Here is a 15,837-nt window from a genome sequence, read left to right as displayed (position 1 = left end):
GCGTGTCGACACCGCCGCCACGCAAAGCCGCCACGTTCGATTGGACAACCGCTTTCATCGCGGTGCTCGTGCTCGTGTCCGGCACCACGGTGTATCTGCGCGACGGCTGGCCGCGCGTGCTCGAAATTCTCGGCCACGATTTCCTGCTGTTCGTCGGCATCATGCCCAGCCTGCTCGCGGGCTGTCTGCTGGCCGCCTTTGTGGCTTTGCTACTTCCGCGCGAGACGGTGCGGCGCTGGATCGGCGCCGAGTCGGGCATCACCGGTATCTTCATCGGCGCGGCGGCCGGCGTGATCCTGCCGGGCGGTCCCTTCACGATCTATCCGGTTGCCGCAACGCTTGCCGTGATGGGTGCCGACATCGGCGCGATCGTAGCCTTCATCACGTCATGGTCGCTGCTCGGATATTCGCGCGCGCTCGTGTGGGAACTGCCGTTTTTCGGTGTCCACTTCGTCGGCTGGCGCATTCTGCTGTCGTTGCCGCTGCCTATTCTCGCCGGCCTCATGGTGCGGCCTCTCGCTAATCTTTTAGCGAAGAGATTCCGATGACCATCTTCGTCATCGGATTCCTCTGGCTTCTGGTCGCGGTGCTCGCTGCGGTTGCGGCTCGGCAAGGGCGATCCGTGCTGAAGGGCGCGATCAAAGGCGGGCTCGTCGAATTCATGCGCCTCATCCCGCGCATCGCGATCGGCGTGCTCGGTTCCGGGTTCATCGCCGAGATCATGCCGGAGAAATGGGTCGCGACGTGGCTCGGCCCGGAGTCCGGGCTTGCCGGAATTGCGATAGCCACGCTCGCAGGCGGGTTGACGCCGGGTGGTCCGATGATCGGCTTCGCGGTCGGCATTGCGGCGCTGAAAGCGGGTGCGGCGTCGCCGCAAGTCGTCGCGTATTCGACCGCGTGGGCGCTGTTCGCGCTGCATCGCGCGTTGCTCTACGAAATCCCGCTGATGCCGGCGCGGATCGTCTGGCTGCGGATGACGGCATCTGTCCCGCTGCCATTCATTGCGGCTTACATGGCGATGCTGGTCGGCAAGCCTTAGAGGTTATCTGCTTTGATGGTCAAAGCAGATAACCTCTAAGTTTCTTGAGTGGTCGCATTTTCTTGACGTGAACCGGCATCCACTTCACTTGAAAATGCTCTAATGCACGGCGTCTTGCGTGCGCGGAATGATCGCGCCGCGATGCTGCACGACCTCACCCGCGATCTTGTGCGCGGCGCTGACCGCAGCGGCGGGTTCTTCACCCTTCAAGCGTGCCGCAAGATAGCCGGCGCAAAAGCTGTCGCCCGCGGCCGTAGTGTCGACGGCTTGAGTTACCTGGGGGACCGGTACGCGCTGGCTGACATCCTTCGAAACGACGAGTGCGTCGCTCGTGCCGTTCTTCACGACGACCTCCGAGACACCGAACGCCTGCAGCCGCTGCACGGTGCCGTCCGGGCTAGAGTCGCTCCACAATGCGGCTTCGTCGTCGAAACTCGGAAGCGCGATGTCGACGCGTTTGAGCGCTTCGCCATACACGGTGCGGGCACGCGCGGCGTCGCCTTTCCAGCCGCGCGGCCGGTAGTTGGAATCGAATGCGACAATGGCGCCGCGCTGGCGAGCGAGTTCGAGCAGCGCGAGGAAACGGCCGAGACCCGCGTTCGAATAAAGCGAGAGCGTGATGCCGGAGAAGTAAATGACGCGGGCGTTAAGGATCGCGTCGGCCGTCGCGCTCCAATTCGGTAGTTCGAAGAGATCGCGCGCCGGCGAGGTGTCGCGCCAGTAGTAGAATTTCCGCTCGCCCGCCGCATCGGTTTCGATCAGATGCAGTCCGGGCATGCGGCCCGGCACACGCGTGATGAGATCGGTGCCAATACCTTCGGCGGTGGCGAGATCGATGAGGCTGGCGGAGTAGGGATCATCGCCCATCGCGGTCGCATACGACACCTTGATGCCTGCGCGCGCGAGGTAGACCGACGTGTTGAACGTGTCGCCGCCGAAGTTGAGGCTGAAGCGGCCGTCGGGACCGCGCGCCAACTCGATCATGACTTCGCCGATTGCGGCGACAATGTTGCTGCTCATCGCCGGACCCTAGCACGCCTCAGGCGGCGCGTTGAGCCCGCCCGGGCGAAACGTCGATGACGTCGGCGCGCGCCGAAACGTCCGCGAAAGCCGCCGGATCGGCGCCGGTCATCCAGACCTGAGCGCCCAGCCGGTCAAGCTGATCGTAGAGCGCGCGGCGGCGCGACGGATCGAGATGCGCGACGACTTCGTCGAGCAACAGGATCGGCGCTTGGCCGGTCATGTCGGCTATCAGCTGCGCATGCGCGAGGATGAGGCCGATCAACAAAGCCTTCTGCTCGCCGGTCGAGCCGTCGGACGCCGCAATGCCTTTCGCCGCATAGAAGACCTTAAGGTCGGAAAGGTGCGGACCTTCCAACGTGCGGCCGGCTGCCGCATCGCGCGCGCGATTGGCTTTGAGCACGGCGCGATAGTCGTCCTCGATCTCGGCAGCAGGGCGTGACGAAATGCCGGCTTCGAGTGCGCCTTCAAGCGCGATGCGCGCGGCCGGGAAGTGGCTGTCGTCGTGACGGCGGGCAAGTGCAGCAGACAACTGGCGCACGGTTTCGGATCGGCCCGCCGCGACCGCCACCGCGAGTTCTGCGGTCTCGTGCTCGGCGGCATCGAGCCATTTTTGATCCGGCCGCGGATCTTCGAGCAAGCGGTTGCGTGCACGCAACGAGCGCTCGAGCGCACTCACGCGTGCGTTGTGGCTGGCGTCGATGGCGAGTGCGAAGCGGTCGAGGAACCGCCGCCGTTCGGACGCCGGGCCCATGAAGAGTTGGTCCATCGTCGGCGTCAGCCAGATAACGCTGAGGTGGTCCGTGAATGCTGCGGCCGAACCGACCGCCTCGCCGTCGATGCGGCATTTCCGGGTCTCGGTCGGCATCGTGCCGGGCGGCTCGATGCCGGTGCCGAGCGTTGCGAGACCGAGCGCACCTTCGAGTTGAACCGAGACCGCCCACGAGCCGTCGCCTTCCGTGAACGCGGCTTCGCTCAGCGTCGCGCGGCGAAGGCCACGGCCGGGGCTGAGATAGGAAATTGCTTCGATGAGGTTAGTCTTGCCGGCGCCGTTTGGCCCCGTAAGCACAACTAGCCGCTGCGTTATCGCGAGCTGCTGCGCGCGATAACTGCGGAAGTTGTTCAGCGTCAGGCGTCGAATCCGGGCCGCGGTCATCGGCCCTTGTGTTTCACGAAGACTGCGGCGGGTGCAAGCGGAACGCTGACACCCGCGTCAGCATCGTCACACACGCATCGGCATCAGCACGTAGACGGCGTGGCCGCCGGTGCCGTCCTGGATCAACGTCGGCGAACCTGGGTCTGCCAGCTTGAAGATCGCCTGCTCGCTGTCGATCTGCGACGCGATGTCGAGCAGGTAGCGCGAGTTGAAGCCGATATCGAGCGGGTCGCCGTCGTAATCGACCTCGATCTCCTCAGTCGCGCTGCCGGAATCCGGGTTGGTGACGGAAAGCAGCAGGCGTGAGCCGGAGATCGAAAGCTTCACGGCGCGGCCGCGTTCGCTCGACACGGTCGAGACACGATCAACGGCCGCTTCGAAGTCCGGCTTATCAACTTTGAGTTGCTTGTCGTTCCCTTGCGGGATGACGCGCGTGTAATCCGGGAAGGTGCCGTCGATCAACTTAGACGTGAGAATGACGTCGCCGAGCGTGAAGCGGATTTTTGCGGATGACAGTTCGATACCGATTTCGGTGTCGCCGCCTTCGATCAAGCGCTGCAACTCGCCGACCGTCTTGCGGGGAACGATAACGCCCGGCATGCCGGCTGCGCCACTCGGCGCCGGAAGATCGAACTGCGCGAGGCGGTGACCGTCTGTCGCAACCGCGCGTAGCGTCTTGTCGGTCGGCACGTGCAGGTACATGCCGTTGAGATAGTAGCGCGTCTCTTCGGTCGAAATCGCGAACTGCGTCTTGTCGATCATGCGCTTGAGGTCGGCGGCGCCGACAGAAAATTTGTGCGTCATGTCGGCGGCAGCGAGATCCGGGAAGTCGGATTCGGGCAGCGTCTGCAGCGTGAAACGTGACCGCCCGGCTTTGATGGCGAGGCTCGATCGATCGGCCAGCGATTCCAGCTGCACCTGCGAACCGTCCGGCAACTTGCGGACGATCTCGTAAAACATGTGCGCCGGAACCGTCGTCGCGCCGGGCGCGCCGATGTCGGCTCCGATCGGCTCGATGATTTCGAGGTCGAGGTCGGTCGCCTTGAGGTTGAGCTTCCCGTTGGCTGCCCGGAGCAGCACGTTGGCGAGGATCGGGATCGTGTTGCGCCGCTCCACGACACGATGGACATGGCCGAGCGACTTGAGCAGTTCCGCGCGCTCTACGGTCACTTTCATAGCTTCAGCACCCTAACTTGGCGCCACGTGGCGCATCTCAACAGCGCCGGACGGCGCGGCGAAGCCACGATCCGGACCGGGAAGGTGCCGTGCCGCAGCGTCTAACGCAAGCGTTTCAACGTGTTTTCAACGGTCTTGACGGCCTTAACCGCGTTTATCTGCACGATTTTCAGGCGATCGAGATCGCTAAAATTTTAGCGATCATTTTTATCGGACTTTAGCGGCTGATGGGTCAAATCGGGACAAACACAGGGAAGCAGTTATGGCCGAACGTATTCTCATCGTCGACGATGATCCCGTCAGCCGCCGGCTCATCGAAGCCATGGTCGGCCGGTTCGGCTATGAGGCGGTCACCGCCGATGGCGGTGCGGCCGGTATTGCGGCGCTGACCGACGACGGCGCGCGCTTCGATGCCGTCGTTCTCGATCTCATGATGCCGGGTGTCGACGGTCTCGGCGTTCTGTCGCGTATGCGCGAAGGCGGCATCTCGCTTCCCGTCATCGTGCAGACCGCGCACGGCGGTATCGACAACGTCGTTGCGGCAATGCGCGCGGGTGCCAGCGACTTCGTCGTCAAGCCGGTCGGCGCAGAGCGTCTGCAGGTGTCGCTGCGCAACGCGTTGGCGACCGGCGCGCTCGAAAGCGAACTCAAACTCATCAAGCGCAGCCGCGCCGGCGTGCTGACCTTCAAAGACATCGTTACGCGCAGCACCAATATGCTTGGCGTATTGCGTATGGCCGAGAAAGCCGCGAGTTCGACGATCCCGGTATTGATCGAAGGCGAGTCCGGCGTCGGCAAGGAATTGATCGCGCGCGCCATTCACGGCACCAGCGATCGCAAGGCGAAGCCGTTTGTCGCCGTCAACTGCGGCGCGATCCCGGATAATCTCGTCGAGTCGATCTTGTTTGGTCACGAGAAGGGCGCTTTTACGGGTGCGACCGAGCGGCATACGGGCAAGTTCGTGGAAGCTTCTGGTGGAACTCTGTTCCTCGACGAAGTCGGCGAGCTCCCGCTGTCCGCGCAGGTAAAACTTCTGCGTGCAATTCAGGAAGGCGAAGTCGAACCTGTCGGCGCGCGTAAACCTGTGAAGGTCGACGTTCGCATCGTGTCGGCGACCAACCGCGATCTCACGAAAGACGCGAAGAGTGGGCGCTTCCGTGAGGATCTTTTCTACCGCCTTCACGTCTATCCGCTGACGGTACCGCCGCTGCGCGAGCGCCGTGAGGACGTTGCGGGTCTCGTTCGCCACTTCCTCGCGCGCTTCGGCGCCGAAGAAGGCCGCCGTATCCGCGCGATTTCGGGTGATGCGCTGGCGATGCTGCGCAACTATCCGTGGCCCGGCAACGTGCGCCAGCTCGAAAACTCCGTGTTCCGTGCGGTGGTGCTCGCCGAGACCGACGAAATTGGCGTTGCGGAATTCCCGCAGATCCTCGCCCAGCAGCACGAGCGTGCCGCCGAGCCGATGAGCCTCGGCGAATCCGCGTCAGCGCCTCTCGCTCCGGTTGCGTCGGACGAAGCCACGCCGATGATGTTCGATCCGATGATCGGTGTGGCGATTCCGCCGCGTCCGCGTCAGGTCGATAACGGTCCGAGCGTGCAGCTGCTCGATCCGACCGGAGAGGCCCGCCCGCTCGAAGCCATCGAGGCCGACGCGATACGGTTCGCCCTCACGCATTACCGTGGGCAGATGTCGGAGGTCGCTCGCCGGCTGCAGATCGGCCGCTCGACGCTCTACCGCAAGCTGGAGAGTCTCGGTCTTGCAGAAGACGCCCCGGCCAAGCCCGAGGTCGTTGCGACGCGGTGACACTGTCGCCAATTTAACGCGTTTGCACACGCCTGTGTGTTGATTCCGCCGCATTTTATGGTCACGGTCCGGCCGAAACCGAGATGCGTGGACCCGCCGCGCGTCTTGGACGTTAGTGGTGTGCCGGGATCGGAGAATCACGCATGCGTGCTGCGCGACACGATAGCTTGGGCGGAAATGTCCTACGGGGCGCTGCGGTCCTTCGCGGCCTCATTGCCTCGCTGGCTATCTCCACCGCGATTATCTCGCTGCCGACAGGTGCATTCGCGCAGGCGGTTGCGTCCGTCGATACCGGCGTGCCGATGCCCGAGCCCGCCGATGTGCCGCCGCCCAGCCTGAACGACATCGGTCCGGCACCCGCCGCGACGCCGTCTCCCGCGCCTGCGGCACCGGCCGCAGCACCCGCTCCGGTTGCGCCCGCAGCGGCAGCGCCGGCAAATCCGCCATCGAATGTCGCAGCCAATGGCGCAGCGATTGACCAGGCATTGGCCGACAAAATTCGCGATGCGGTCACGACCCGGTCAGACCGGTTGTTCGCCGACAAGAAGGACCGCACGGCGGCCGAAGACTTCTACAAGACCCGCAACTATGCGCCGGTCTGGTTTTCCAACGGCGAGGCGACCCCGCGCGCCAAGGTTGCCATCGCTCGCATTAAGGCGGCAGACACCGACGGCCTCGACGCGACCGCCTTCACGCTGCCGGACCTTGCCGCCGGCGCAGACGCGGATGCGACCGCGCAGGCCGAGCTTCGCCTGACCGCAACGGTTCTCGAATTTGCCAAGCAGGCGCAGGCCGGCCGTACGATGCCGTCGCGCCTCACCCCGAATATCGACGTGACGCCGCCGGTGCCGGATGCCGGACTGGTTCTGAAGACGGTCAGCGATGCGTCCGATATGACCGTCGCGCTGGAAGGCTTCAATCCGCCGCACGAGGGCTTCAAGCGGCTCAAGGCGAAGCTCGCCGAACTGCGCGGCGCGCCGGAAGAGCAGACGATCGAGGTTCCGGGCGGTCCGGTCATTCGCTCGGGCAAGAAGGACGCGCGCGTTCCCGTGCTGCGTCAGCGCCTCCACATCGAAGGCGATCCGGAAAACACCACTTACGACGCGGCTTTGGTCGAGGCCGTCAAGGCGTTCCAGCGCGAGCGCGGTCTCACCGTGAACGGTCAGGTCACGACAGCCGTGATCGACGCGCTCAACGGGCGCAGCAAGACAAAGCAGATCGACACCGTGGTCGCCAATATGGAGCGTTGGCGCTGGCTGCCGCGCAACCTTGGCCAGACCTACGTGATGGTGAACGTTCCGGACTTCACCTTGAAGATGGTCGATCGCGGCAATCAGATCTTCACGACCCGCATCATCGTCGGCAAGGCGAATACGCCGAGCCCGGTTTTCTCCGACGAGATCGAGAACATCGTCGTCAATCCGAGCTGGCACGTGCCGGAGTCGATCGTCTACGGCGAATACGGCAGCATGAGCCCGGAAGCTCTGGCGGCGCGCGGTTACGAGGTTTCGTATCGCCGCGATGGCACGATGGCGATCCGTCAGCCGCCGGGTGAGCGAAATGCGCTCGGCCGTCTGAAGTTCAATTTCCCGAACGCCTACCAGGTGTATCTGCACGATACGCCGACGAAGCCGCTCTTCGCGCAGGATCGCCGCGCCTTCAGCCATGGCTGCATGCGCGTGCAGAACCCAGAGAAGTTCGGTGAGGCGTTGTTGTCGGTGGCGATGCCGCGCGACGGCTATACGGCGCAGAAGCTGACCAGCATGTACGGCCGCAACGAAGTCACGCTGAAGTTCCCGAAGACCATCCCGGTGCACATCGTCTACATGAATGCGTATGTCGACGACCACGGGAAGCTGGTCGTGCGTGACGACGTCTACGGTTGGGATAAGCGCACGCAGTCAGCGCTGAACGGGAAGTACATGGCCGTCGCCGAGCGCAGCCAGAAGGTGACGCCGGGTTCGTCCAGTCAGGCGAAGCGCAACTTCCAGCAGAAGCGTATGGCCGACCAGCGCGACCCGGCCGGTCCGCCGCGCCGTGCCGGTGGCGACGGCTTCTTCTTGTTCCCGTTCTTCCGGTAACGTTTCACGCTCCGATAACACTCAACGTCATGGCCCGCTTCATGCGGGCCATCCACGTCTTTGTTTAAGACGTAGCTCGGATGGAGCGGTGGCGAAGCCGCGCGCGAAATCCGGGGATAGCGACAGCGGTTCTGCAGTTCCTGGATTTTGCTCGACGTGCGCGCGAGAGGCGCGCCGCCTCGCTTCATCCCGGCTACAAGTGAAGGAAGGAAGACGTGGATGGCCCGGACAAGCCGGGCCATGACGGAGACCTATTCCGGGGCATGAGCCCGTTTGGGTCGCAGAGCAGCGCATTAAGCGCGAAAATAAAGTTCGGCCCCGAATTGTGGCGGCGTCTGCCACAATTTGCGCGCTGCCGAGTTGTCGCCATCTCGTTACCGCCTGAAATTGACGGCGTGCCAAAACGAGCTACAAATCGTTAGTCAAAACAGTCCGTTACGCCGTATTCCCGGCTTTCTGCGATCTCGGCAAAGCAGCGTGTTTTTCGGCTGTTTGGGGCCGATTTTCACAACTTCCGTTAGCCACTCGGACGATTTAAGTGCCCGCCCGGGCTAGGTTTTGCCATACTTGCCCCTTAGCCAAGCAGGTGATGGGGGGATCGGCGATGTGGGCGCTAAGGTCGCATTAACCGTTCCCGGCAAGACTTACTGGCCATGCAACCTTTCGGTTCTTCACCGAATGTGTGGTCAGCCTCGCGACGTCGGACGGAAAGATCCAGTGCCATTTAGTACCGCGCGCCGTATGCCGCTGCAGAGAAAGTCGTTGCGCTTGACGCGCGGCGCTGTTCTCGCGGCCCTAGCTTGCCTCTTCGCCATCGATGCCACCGCGGACAGCGAAGTCCGTACCCTGACGATGCATCACACGCATTCGAAGGAAAACATCACTGTCGTCTTCAAGCGCAACGGGCGCTACGACGATCAGGGCCTCGCGAAGATCAATTACTTCCTGCGCGATTGGCGCAATCACGATCAGATCAAGATGGACCCGCGACTGTTCGACGTCGTGTGGGAAGCTTATCAGGACGCCGGCGGAACGCAGCCGATCCAGATCATCTCGGCGTATCGCTCGCCGGCCACCAATTCGATGCTCCGCGCGCGTAGCCGCGGCGTCGCCAAGCACAGCCAGCACATGCTCGGCAAGGCGATGGACTTCAACATCCCGGGCGTTTCGCTCGATCGTCTGCGCGCTTCCGGCCTGCGCTTGCAGCGCGGCGGTGTCGGCTTCTATCCGGGCTCCAACTTCGTCCATCTCGATGTCGGCTCGATCCGCATGTGGCCGCGCATGAACTCGGAACAGCTCGCCCGCGTGTTCCCGGATGGGCGCACCGTGCACGTTCCGTCGGATGGCCGCCCGCTGCGTGGCTACCAGCTCGCACTGGCGGATGTCGCCAAGCGCGGCGCAAGCCCGTCGGCGACGTCGGTCTTCGCAGCACGTAGCGCGGGCATCGACACGACGACGACTTCGACCGGCAAGCGTAGCTTCTTCGCCCGCATGTTCAGCCGTGGCGGCGAAGACGACGAGGAAGAGACGAACGCTGCTCCGGCACGCGGTCGTGTGACTGCAGAGTCGCGCGTCGCCGCTCTGCCGCCGCCAGGCGCTCCGCAGTTCGATAAGGCTCAAGCCGCACAGCCGGCACAGCTCGCTTCTGCGGCTCCGGTGCCGATGCCGCGTTCGCGTCCGAACCGCGCGCTCGAGACTGGTCTCGTCGCGGCCGCAGTTGCCCGCCCGTCGCCCGCTCAGGTCGTCGCTTCGCGCGGCTTCTGGACCGGCGCCGACATGGCGACCAACGAGCCGCAACAGCAGCAGCAACAGAATGACGGCCAGCCGCGCATGGTTTGGCAGACCGGTGCGCAGCCTGTGACAACGGGTTCGGCAACGGCCGTGCAGAAGAAGACACCGGCGCCGCGTCCGCGTCCGGACATGGTTCTTGCCAGCGCCGAGACAGCCTCTGTTCCGTGGCCGAATGGCCTGCGTGACGAGAAGCCGGCCGAGTTGGTGATGGCTTACGCACCGAGCGCTTCGGCTCCGGCTGCAGTCAACAAGCCGGCCGTGCGTCAGGCAGCTCCGATGGGTGCCGGCGTGATCCGCCCCGCAAAGGCCGCCGTTCCGTCGACGCCGCCGGTTGCGACAAAATCCAGTCAGCCGATGCCGGTTGCACGCCTTGGTGAAAATCCGTGGCTGCGTGGCGTGATGCTGGCGCCGAGCCTCTATGCGGCGATGGACGTCACCATCTACGGCACGCTCAACACCCGCGAAATCGCGACCATGATGCGCAAGCCGCGCACGGTCGTTGCCAACAGCTTCAACGACGAGCCGGACTTCGGTCTCTCGGCAGCCGGCTTCAGCGGCAATGCCGTCGTGTTCCCGACGACCGTGATGCTTGGCAACACGACCGCGAGTTTGAACTAGCGCTTCCGCAAGACAACAAACAAAAAGCCCGGCTCATGCAGCCGGGCTTTTTGTTTTGGGAGAACTAACGATCAGATCATGCCGAGTGCGGCGAGGTAGGTATCGAGGATCGCTTCCTGCTCGGCGCGCTCGTCCTTGTCCTGCTTGCGTAGACGCACAACGGTGCGCAGCGCCTTGGTGTCGTAGCCATTCGCTTTCGCTTCGGCGTAAACGTCTTTCAGATCGTCGGAGATGGTTTTCTTTTCTTCTTCGAGACGCTCGATGCGTTCGACGAACGCTTTGAGCTGATCCCGCGCAACATTGGGAGACGACGACATACTGTTCCTCGATCAAACACGACGCTGGACGACACGGATGTTCGCCCTAGCATTTCCGTGCACGGCTTTCGGCAAAGGAGGGCGCGCAGTCAAGCGTCGTGCCCACTATCCACAGCGTGGCCAACTTCGTAGCCCGGATGAAGCGAGGCAAAGCCGAGCAAAATCCGGGGCCGGAATTGCCTCATAAGACTTGCCGCAGGCTCTGCTCCCGGATTTCGCTTGGCGCTGCGCGCCGCTTCATCCGGGCTACGGAGAGCTCAATGATTCGGCTGTGATTTCTCGAAAGCGGCCTTCTGGTCGGCCGACGCTTCCTTCTGATGCAGCTTTCGCCATTCGTCGTACGGCATGCCGTAGACGTGCGTGCGGCTCTCGTCCTTGCTCATCGCGACGCCTTGCGCGTCCGCCGCATCCTTCATCCAATTGGAGAGGCAGTTGCGGCAGAAGCCGGCGAGATTCATCAGATCGATGTTCTGCACGTCGGTGCGCTCGCGCAAATGCGAGAGCAGACGGCGAAACGCCGCGGCTTCGAGTTCGGTTTGTGTTTTCTCGTCCATCTCTCAAGCCTCGTCTTCCAGCGTCACCGGAACATAGTGGTCTCGCGGCTTGGTCGCCAGGGCGCGGGGGTACGATCGGGAGGTTACAAGCGCGGCGAGGGTTGCTAAGCCTCTGGCACAACAAGGCGCGGATAGGCGCCGAAATACCCGAGGACGACGCCCAGTGACTTCGCCGCGAGAGTTCCTGAATGAGTTGTTCGAGACCGCTGTCGCGGCGGCGCATCCATCGACGTTTCTGCCGCGCCATCTGCCTGCGCCGCCCGCGAAGGGGCGACTGATATTGTTCGCGTCCGGCAAGGCCGGCGGCTCAATGGCGGAGGTCGCGGAGCGCTTCTATCTCGACGACGCCAAGATCGATCCGAAGCGGCTCGACGGCATCGCGGTGACGCGACACGGCTATGGCCGGCCGACGCGGCAGATCCCGATGATCGAGGCCGGGCATCCGGTACCGGATCAGGCCGGCATCGATGCGACCGAGCGCACGCTGCAACTCGCCGATACGGCAACGGCGGACGACCTCGTGCTGGTGCTGATGTCGGGCGGCGCGTCGGCCAACTGGATCGCGCCGGCGGCCGGCATCACGCTCGCCGAGAAGCAGGCGCTGACGCGCGCGCTGCTGCGCAGCGGCGCGAATATCGGCGAGATCAACACGCTGCGGAAGCATCTCTCGCGCATCAAGGGCGGACGGCTCGCGGCGCGCGCCGCGCCGGCGCGCGTGCTGACGCTCGCAGTGTCGGATGTCCCGGGCGACGATCCGGACGTTATCGGCTCCGGCCCGACGGTGCCGGATACGAAGACGCTCGCCGATGCGTTGGCGGTGGTGAAGAAGTTCAACGTCACGCTGCCGCCGTCGATTGCGAATGCGCTGAAGGATCCCGCCAACGAGAGCCCGAAGCCGGGCGATGCGATCTTCGCGAATACGGAGTATCGCCTCGTCGCCAAGCCGATGGATGCGTTCGATGCGGTGCAGGCGAAGATCCGCGCGGCCGGCTACGAACCGGTGTTCCTCGGCGACCGCCTCGAGGGTGAGGCGCGCGATACGGCCGCCGAGCATATGCGGCTCGCCAAAGAGCTGCAGGCGGCCGGCAAGCGCGCCGTGCTGCTCTCGGGCGGCGAGCTCACGGTGACGATCCGCGGGCAGGGCAAGGGCGGCCCGAACCAGGAATACGCCCTTGCGGCCACCGCGCTGCTGGCAGGCACGAAAGGCATAGCGGTGCTGGCTGGCGACACGGACGGGACGGATGGCGGCGGCGGCGACGCGGATAGCCCGGCCGGGGCCTATGCGGACGGCGAAACGGCAGCAAAAGCGGCCTCGCTCGGCCTCGATCCGGCCCAGTTTCTCGCCGAAAACGACTCCACGGGTTTCTTCGCCAGAACGGGCGGCTTGCTCACGCCGGGCCCCACTTATACGAACGTCAACGATTTCCGGGCGATTTTAGTCAACCCATGCGAATCAGTCTGAGAGAATCGAAGCACAATGCGGCTTGCCCGAACTTCACTTTTTAGCGCCGGATTACTCGCATTGACGTTCTGGTGCATCACGAGTGAGGCCGCGCGCGCCGACTTCCGGCTGTGCAACAACACCGGCAGCCGCGTCGGCATCGCGATTGGCTACAAAGAGGGCGAAGCCTGGACCACCGAGGGCTGGTGGAATCTGTCGTCTCGCAGCTGCGAGACGCTCTTGCGCGGAACGCTGTCGTCGCAGTTCTATTACATCTATGCGATAGATTATGATCGCGGCGGTGAGTGGTCCGGCAAAGCCTTCATGTGCACGCGGGACAAAGAGTTCACGATCCGCGGTGTGGAGGATTGTTTGGCACGTGGTTTTGAGAAGACCGGTTTCTTCGAGGTCGACACCACGTCGCAGCCTTCTTGGACCGTCCAACTGACTGAATCATCCGAACAGGCGCCGACGCGGCCGCTGCCGCCGGGCTCTTCATCCTCTCCGCCGCGCGCCTCTGGACAGCCGCGGGAAGTGACACAATGAGACGTTTGCGACGAGCGAAAGTGCTGGCCACGTTGGGGCCGGCCTCGAGCGAGCGTCCGATGATCGCCAAGCTGTTCGAAGCCGGCGCCGACATCTTCCGCATCAACATGAGTCACACGCCGCACGATCGCATGGCCGCGATGGTGGCGACGATCCGCGGGCTCGAGAAAGATTACGGCCGCCCGATCGGCGTGCTGATCGATCTGCAGGGACCGAAGCTGCGACTCGGCGCGTTCGCGAACGATACGGCCGTGATGGTCGAGAACGGCGCGCAGTTTATCCTCGACAACGACACGACGCCGGGCGACGTCACCCGCGTGCATCTTCCGCATCCGGAAATTCTCGCCGCGCTGGAGCCCGGACACACGCTGCTGATCGATGACGGCAAGGTGCGTCTTCGTGCGGTCGAGACATCGCCGACGCGCGCGGTCACGCGCGTCGAAGTCGGCGGCAAGCTGTCGAACCGCAAGGGCGTCAGCCTGCCGGATACGCTGATTCCGTTCTCGGCGCTGACCGACAAGGATCGCTCCGATCTGGACGCGGCACTCAATGTCGGCGTCGATTGGATCGCGCTCTCGTTCATCCAGCGCGCCGACGACGTCGCGGAAGCCAAGAAGATCACACGCGGCCGCGCCTCGATCATGTCGAAGATCGAGAAGCCGCAGGCCGTCGCGCATATCGCGGATATTCTCGAACTCTCCGACGCCATCATGGTGGCGCGCGGCGATCTCGGCGTCGAGATGCCGCTCGAGAAACTGCCTGCGATTCAGAAACAACTCACGCGCGCTGCGCGCCGCGCCGGCAAGCCCGTCGTCGTTGCAACGCAGATGTTGGAGTCGATGATCTCGTCACCGGTGCCGACCCGCGCCGAAGTGTCGGACGTCGCGACCGCGATTTACGAAGGCGTCGATGCCGTGATGCTCTCGGCCGAATCCGCTGCCGGACAATATCCGGCAGAGGCCGTCGGCACGATGAGTCGCATCATCGAGGAGGTCGAGAAAGACACGAACTTCCGCTCGATCATCAATGCGCAGCGCTCCGATCCGGAAGCGACCGGCGCCGACGCCATCGCGGCAGCGTCGCGGCAGATCGCCGAGACCCTCGATCTCGGCGCGCTGGTGTGTTGGACATCGTCCGGCGCAACGGCGTTGCGCGTTGCGCGCGAGCGGCCGAATACGCCGATCATCGCGATCTCACCGAATCTCTCGACCGGCCGCCGCTTGTCGGTCGCGTGGGGTGTGCACTGCGTCGTCGCCGAAGATGCGCACGATCAGGACGACATGGTCGATCGCGCGTGCCAGCTCGCCTACAAGGATGCGTTCGTGCGCGCCGGTCAGCGCATCATCATCGTGGCGGGCGTTCCGCTCGGAACGCCAGGCGCGACCAACATGGTGCGCATCGCATTCGTCGGCAGCGACGCCGCGAAAGAGTAGCCAAACCTCTTCGTCATTGCGAGGAGCGACATGCGCGCAGCGCTGGCGCGACGTGGCAATCCAGAGCAAGGCAACGGGCGCTAACGATTTGATTCCTGGATTGCTTCGTCGCGGCTTCGCCGCTTCTCGCAATGACGAAGCGGTTAAATCTCGCGGCCTTCGACTTTTTCCGAGAGCGTCTTCACAAGCTCATCGATGCGCTCGAGATAGGGGTGCACTTCGAGCGCCTTGCGCAGCACCTTCAGCGCGAGCGCATCTTCGTCGAGTTCGTGCAGGATCATGCCGAAGCCGACCATCGCGCCGAAGTGGCGCGGCTCGATCGCGAGCACGTGGCGGATATCCGCAATCGCCGCGACGTAGTTCTTATTGAGGAAGTGCAGCGTTGCGCGGCGATTCCAGCCCTCGGCAAATTCCGGGCGGATATCGACCACAGCGTCGAGCAGCTGCAGGCTGAGGTCATTGTCCTTGGCGTCGAGCGCGCGTTTGGCGCGCTGCATCAGCAGGTCCGTGGTGTCGCTACCCGAATTCGCCAGCAGCGACGTGATGCGGACTTCGACCGACTTTGCGGCTTCGGCGTCGGGCGCCGCTTTCAGCGCACCGAACAGGAAGTTGAGGTCGCGGCTGCGATCCGGCTTGTTGGGGCGCGGCGCAGGCTTGGCGCGAGGCTCTGCCTGCTTGGTGCGCGGTTCGATCTGCGGCCGCGAGCTTTGTGCGAAGGCCGGAGACGCGGCGATGAAAAGGGCGACGACAGAGACCGTCAGTATCTTCATGCGCAAAATCTAACGCGTCGCGCACGCAAGCGCAAAGGCCCGCGCGGGTGGCGCAGGCCTTCAAATTTCAACTCAGCGTGTGTCAGGCGGG

At 63.9% G+C, this 15,837-nt stretch carries 15 protein-coding genes; 9 read left to right on the top strand and 6 right to left on the bottom strand.

Annotated features, from left to right (window positions below; all coding sequences use genetic code 11):
• Positions 1–2: 2 nt before the first annotated feature.
• Both GJW30_RS01390 and GJW30_RS01385 read left to right on the top strand, forming a co-directional pair.
• A complete protein-coding gene (locus GJW30_RS01390) occupies positions 3–548 on the top strand; it encodes a permease (protein WP_245408616.1) in 546 nt (181 codons plus the stop codon).
• The gene (locus GJW30_RS01385) at positions 545–1,039 is read left to right on the top strand and encodes a hypothetical protein (protein ID WP_096350759.1); all 495 of its coding nucleotides are present in this window, start codon (positions 545–547) and stop codon (positions 1,037–1,039) included. Before GJW30_RS01390 ends, GJW30_RS01385 begins: the two co-directional genes overlap by 4 nt.
• A gap of 99 nt (positions 1,040–1,138) precedes the next feature.
• On the opposite strand, the gene GJW30_RS01380 is transcribed toward GJW30_RS01385, so the two are convergent.
• The 3 genes from GJW30_RS01380 to dnaN form a co-directional block, all read right to left on the bottom strand.
• Positions 1,139–2,059 carry a sugar kinase gene (locus GJW30_RS01380; protein ID WP_096350757.1) on the bottom strand — a complete coding sequence of 307 codons (921 nt, stop codon included), beginning with the start codon at positions 2,057–2,059 and terminating at the stop codon, positions 1,139–1,141.
• A gap of 19 nt (positions 2,060–2,078) precedes the next feature.
• Positions 2,079–3,215, bottom strand: a complete 1,137-nt coding sequence (gene recF, locus GJW30_RS01375; protein ID WP_096350755.1) for a DNA replication/repair protein RecF — start codon at positions 3,213–3,215, stop codon at positions 2,079–2,081.
• Between the two features lie 66 nt (positions 3,216–3,281).
• Positions 3,282–4,391 carry a DNA polymerase III subunit beta gene (gene dnaN / locus GJW30_RS01370; RefSeq protein ID WP_096350753.1) on the bottom strand — a complete coding sequence of 370 codons (1,110 nt, stop codon included), beginning with the start codon at positions 4,389–4,391 and terminating at the stop codon, positions 3,282–3,284.
• Positions 4,392–4,480: 89 nt separating this feature from the next.
• On the opposite strand from dnaN, the gene GJW30_RS23085 reads away from it, so the two are divergent.
• The 4 genes from GJW30_RS23085 (at position 4,481) to mepK (ending at position 10,685) form a co-directional block, all read left to right on the top strand.
• Positions 4,481–4,612: a hypothetical protein gene (locus GJW30_RS23085; RefSeq protein WP_283804850.1), complete on the top strand. Its 132-nt coding sequence runs from the start codon at positions 4,481–4,483 to the stop codon at positions 4,610–4,612.
• Positions 4,613–4,653: 41 nt separating this feature from the next.
• Positions 4,654–6,195, top strand: coding sequence for a sigma-54-dependent transcriptional regulator (locus GJW30_RS01365; RefSeq protein ID WP_096350751.1), 1,542 nt, complete (start codon positions 4,654–4,656; stop codon positions 6,193–6,195).
• Positions 6,196–6,338: 143 nt separating this feature from the next.
• Positions 6,339–8,276, top strand: a complete 1,938-nt coding sequence (locus GJW30_RS01360) for a L,D-transpeptidase family protein (protein ID WP_157746671.1) — start codon at positions 6,339–6,341, stop codon at positions 8,274–8,276.
• 717 nt (positions 8,277–8,993) lie between these two features.
• Positions 8,994–10,685, top strand: a complete 1,692-nt coding sequence (mepK, locus tag GJW30_RS01355; RefSeq protein WP_245408615.1) for a peptidoglycan L,D-endopeptidase MepK — start codon at positions 8,994–8,996, stop codon at positions 10,683–10,685.
• Between the two features lie 71 nt (positions 10,686–10,756).
• Here mepK and GJW30_RS01350 read toward each other — a convergent pair whose 3' ends face one another.
• Positions 10,757–11,002: a DUF2312 domain-containing protein gene (locus GJW30_RS01350; protein ID WP_096350745.1), complete on the bottom strand. Its 246-nt coding sequence runs from the start codon at positions 11,000–11,002 to the stop codon at positions 10,757–10,759.
• Between the two features lie 257 nt (positions 11,003–11,259).
• Complete coding sequence (locus tag GJW30_RS01345) at positions 11,260–11,556, bottom strand: DUF1244 domain-containing protein (RefSeq protein WP_096350743.1); 297 nt, start codon at positions 11,554–11,556, stop codon at positions 11,260–11,262.
• Positions 11,557–11,719: 163 nt separating this feature from the next.
• Between GJW30_RS01345 and GJW30_RS01340 the strand changes: the two genes are divergently transcribed.
• Genes GJW30_RS01340 through pyk form a run of 3 tightly spaced genes read left to right on the top strand, consistent with a single transcriptional unit; the run spans position 11,720 to position 14,976 of the window.
• Entirely contained in the window at positions 11,720–13,018 is a 1,299-nt protein-coding gene (locus GJW30_RS01340; protein WP_096350740.1) for a glycerate kinase type-2 family protein, read from the top strand.
• Between the two features lie 15 nt (positions 13,019–13,033).
• Complete coding sequence (locus GJW30_RS01335; RefSeq protein ID WP_096350737.1) at positions 13,034–13,543, top strand: DUF1036 domain-containing protein; 510 nt, start codon at positions 13,034–13,036, stop codon at positions 13,541–13,543.
• Positions 13,540–14,976: a pyruvate kinase gene (gene pyk, locus GJW30_RS01330; protein ID WP_096350735.1), complete on the top strand. Its 1,437-nt coding sequence runs from the start codon at positions 13,540–13,542 to the stop codon at positions 14,974–14,976. The genes GJW30_RS01335 and pyk overlap by 4 nt, the downstream gene beginning before the upstream one ends.
• A 143-nt stretch (positions 14,977–15,119) precedes the next feature.
• On the opposite strand, the gene GJW30_RS01325 is transcribed toward pyk, so the two are convergent.
• A complete protein-coding gene (locus GJW30_RS01325; protein ID WP_096350733.1) occupies positions 15,120–15,746 on the bottom strand; it encodes a tetratricopeptide repeat protein in 627 nt (208 codons plus the stop codon).
• Positions 15,747–15,837: the final 91 nt, after the last annotated feature.

This window comes from Variibacter gotjawalensis (genome assembly GCF_002355335.1).
GTDB lineage: Bacteria > Pseudomonadota > Alphaproteobacteria > Rhizobiales > Xanthobacteraceae > Variibacter > Variibacter gotjawalensis.
This window is presented reverse-complemented; position numbering and strand designations above follow the sequence as displayed.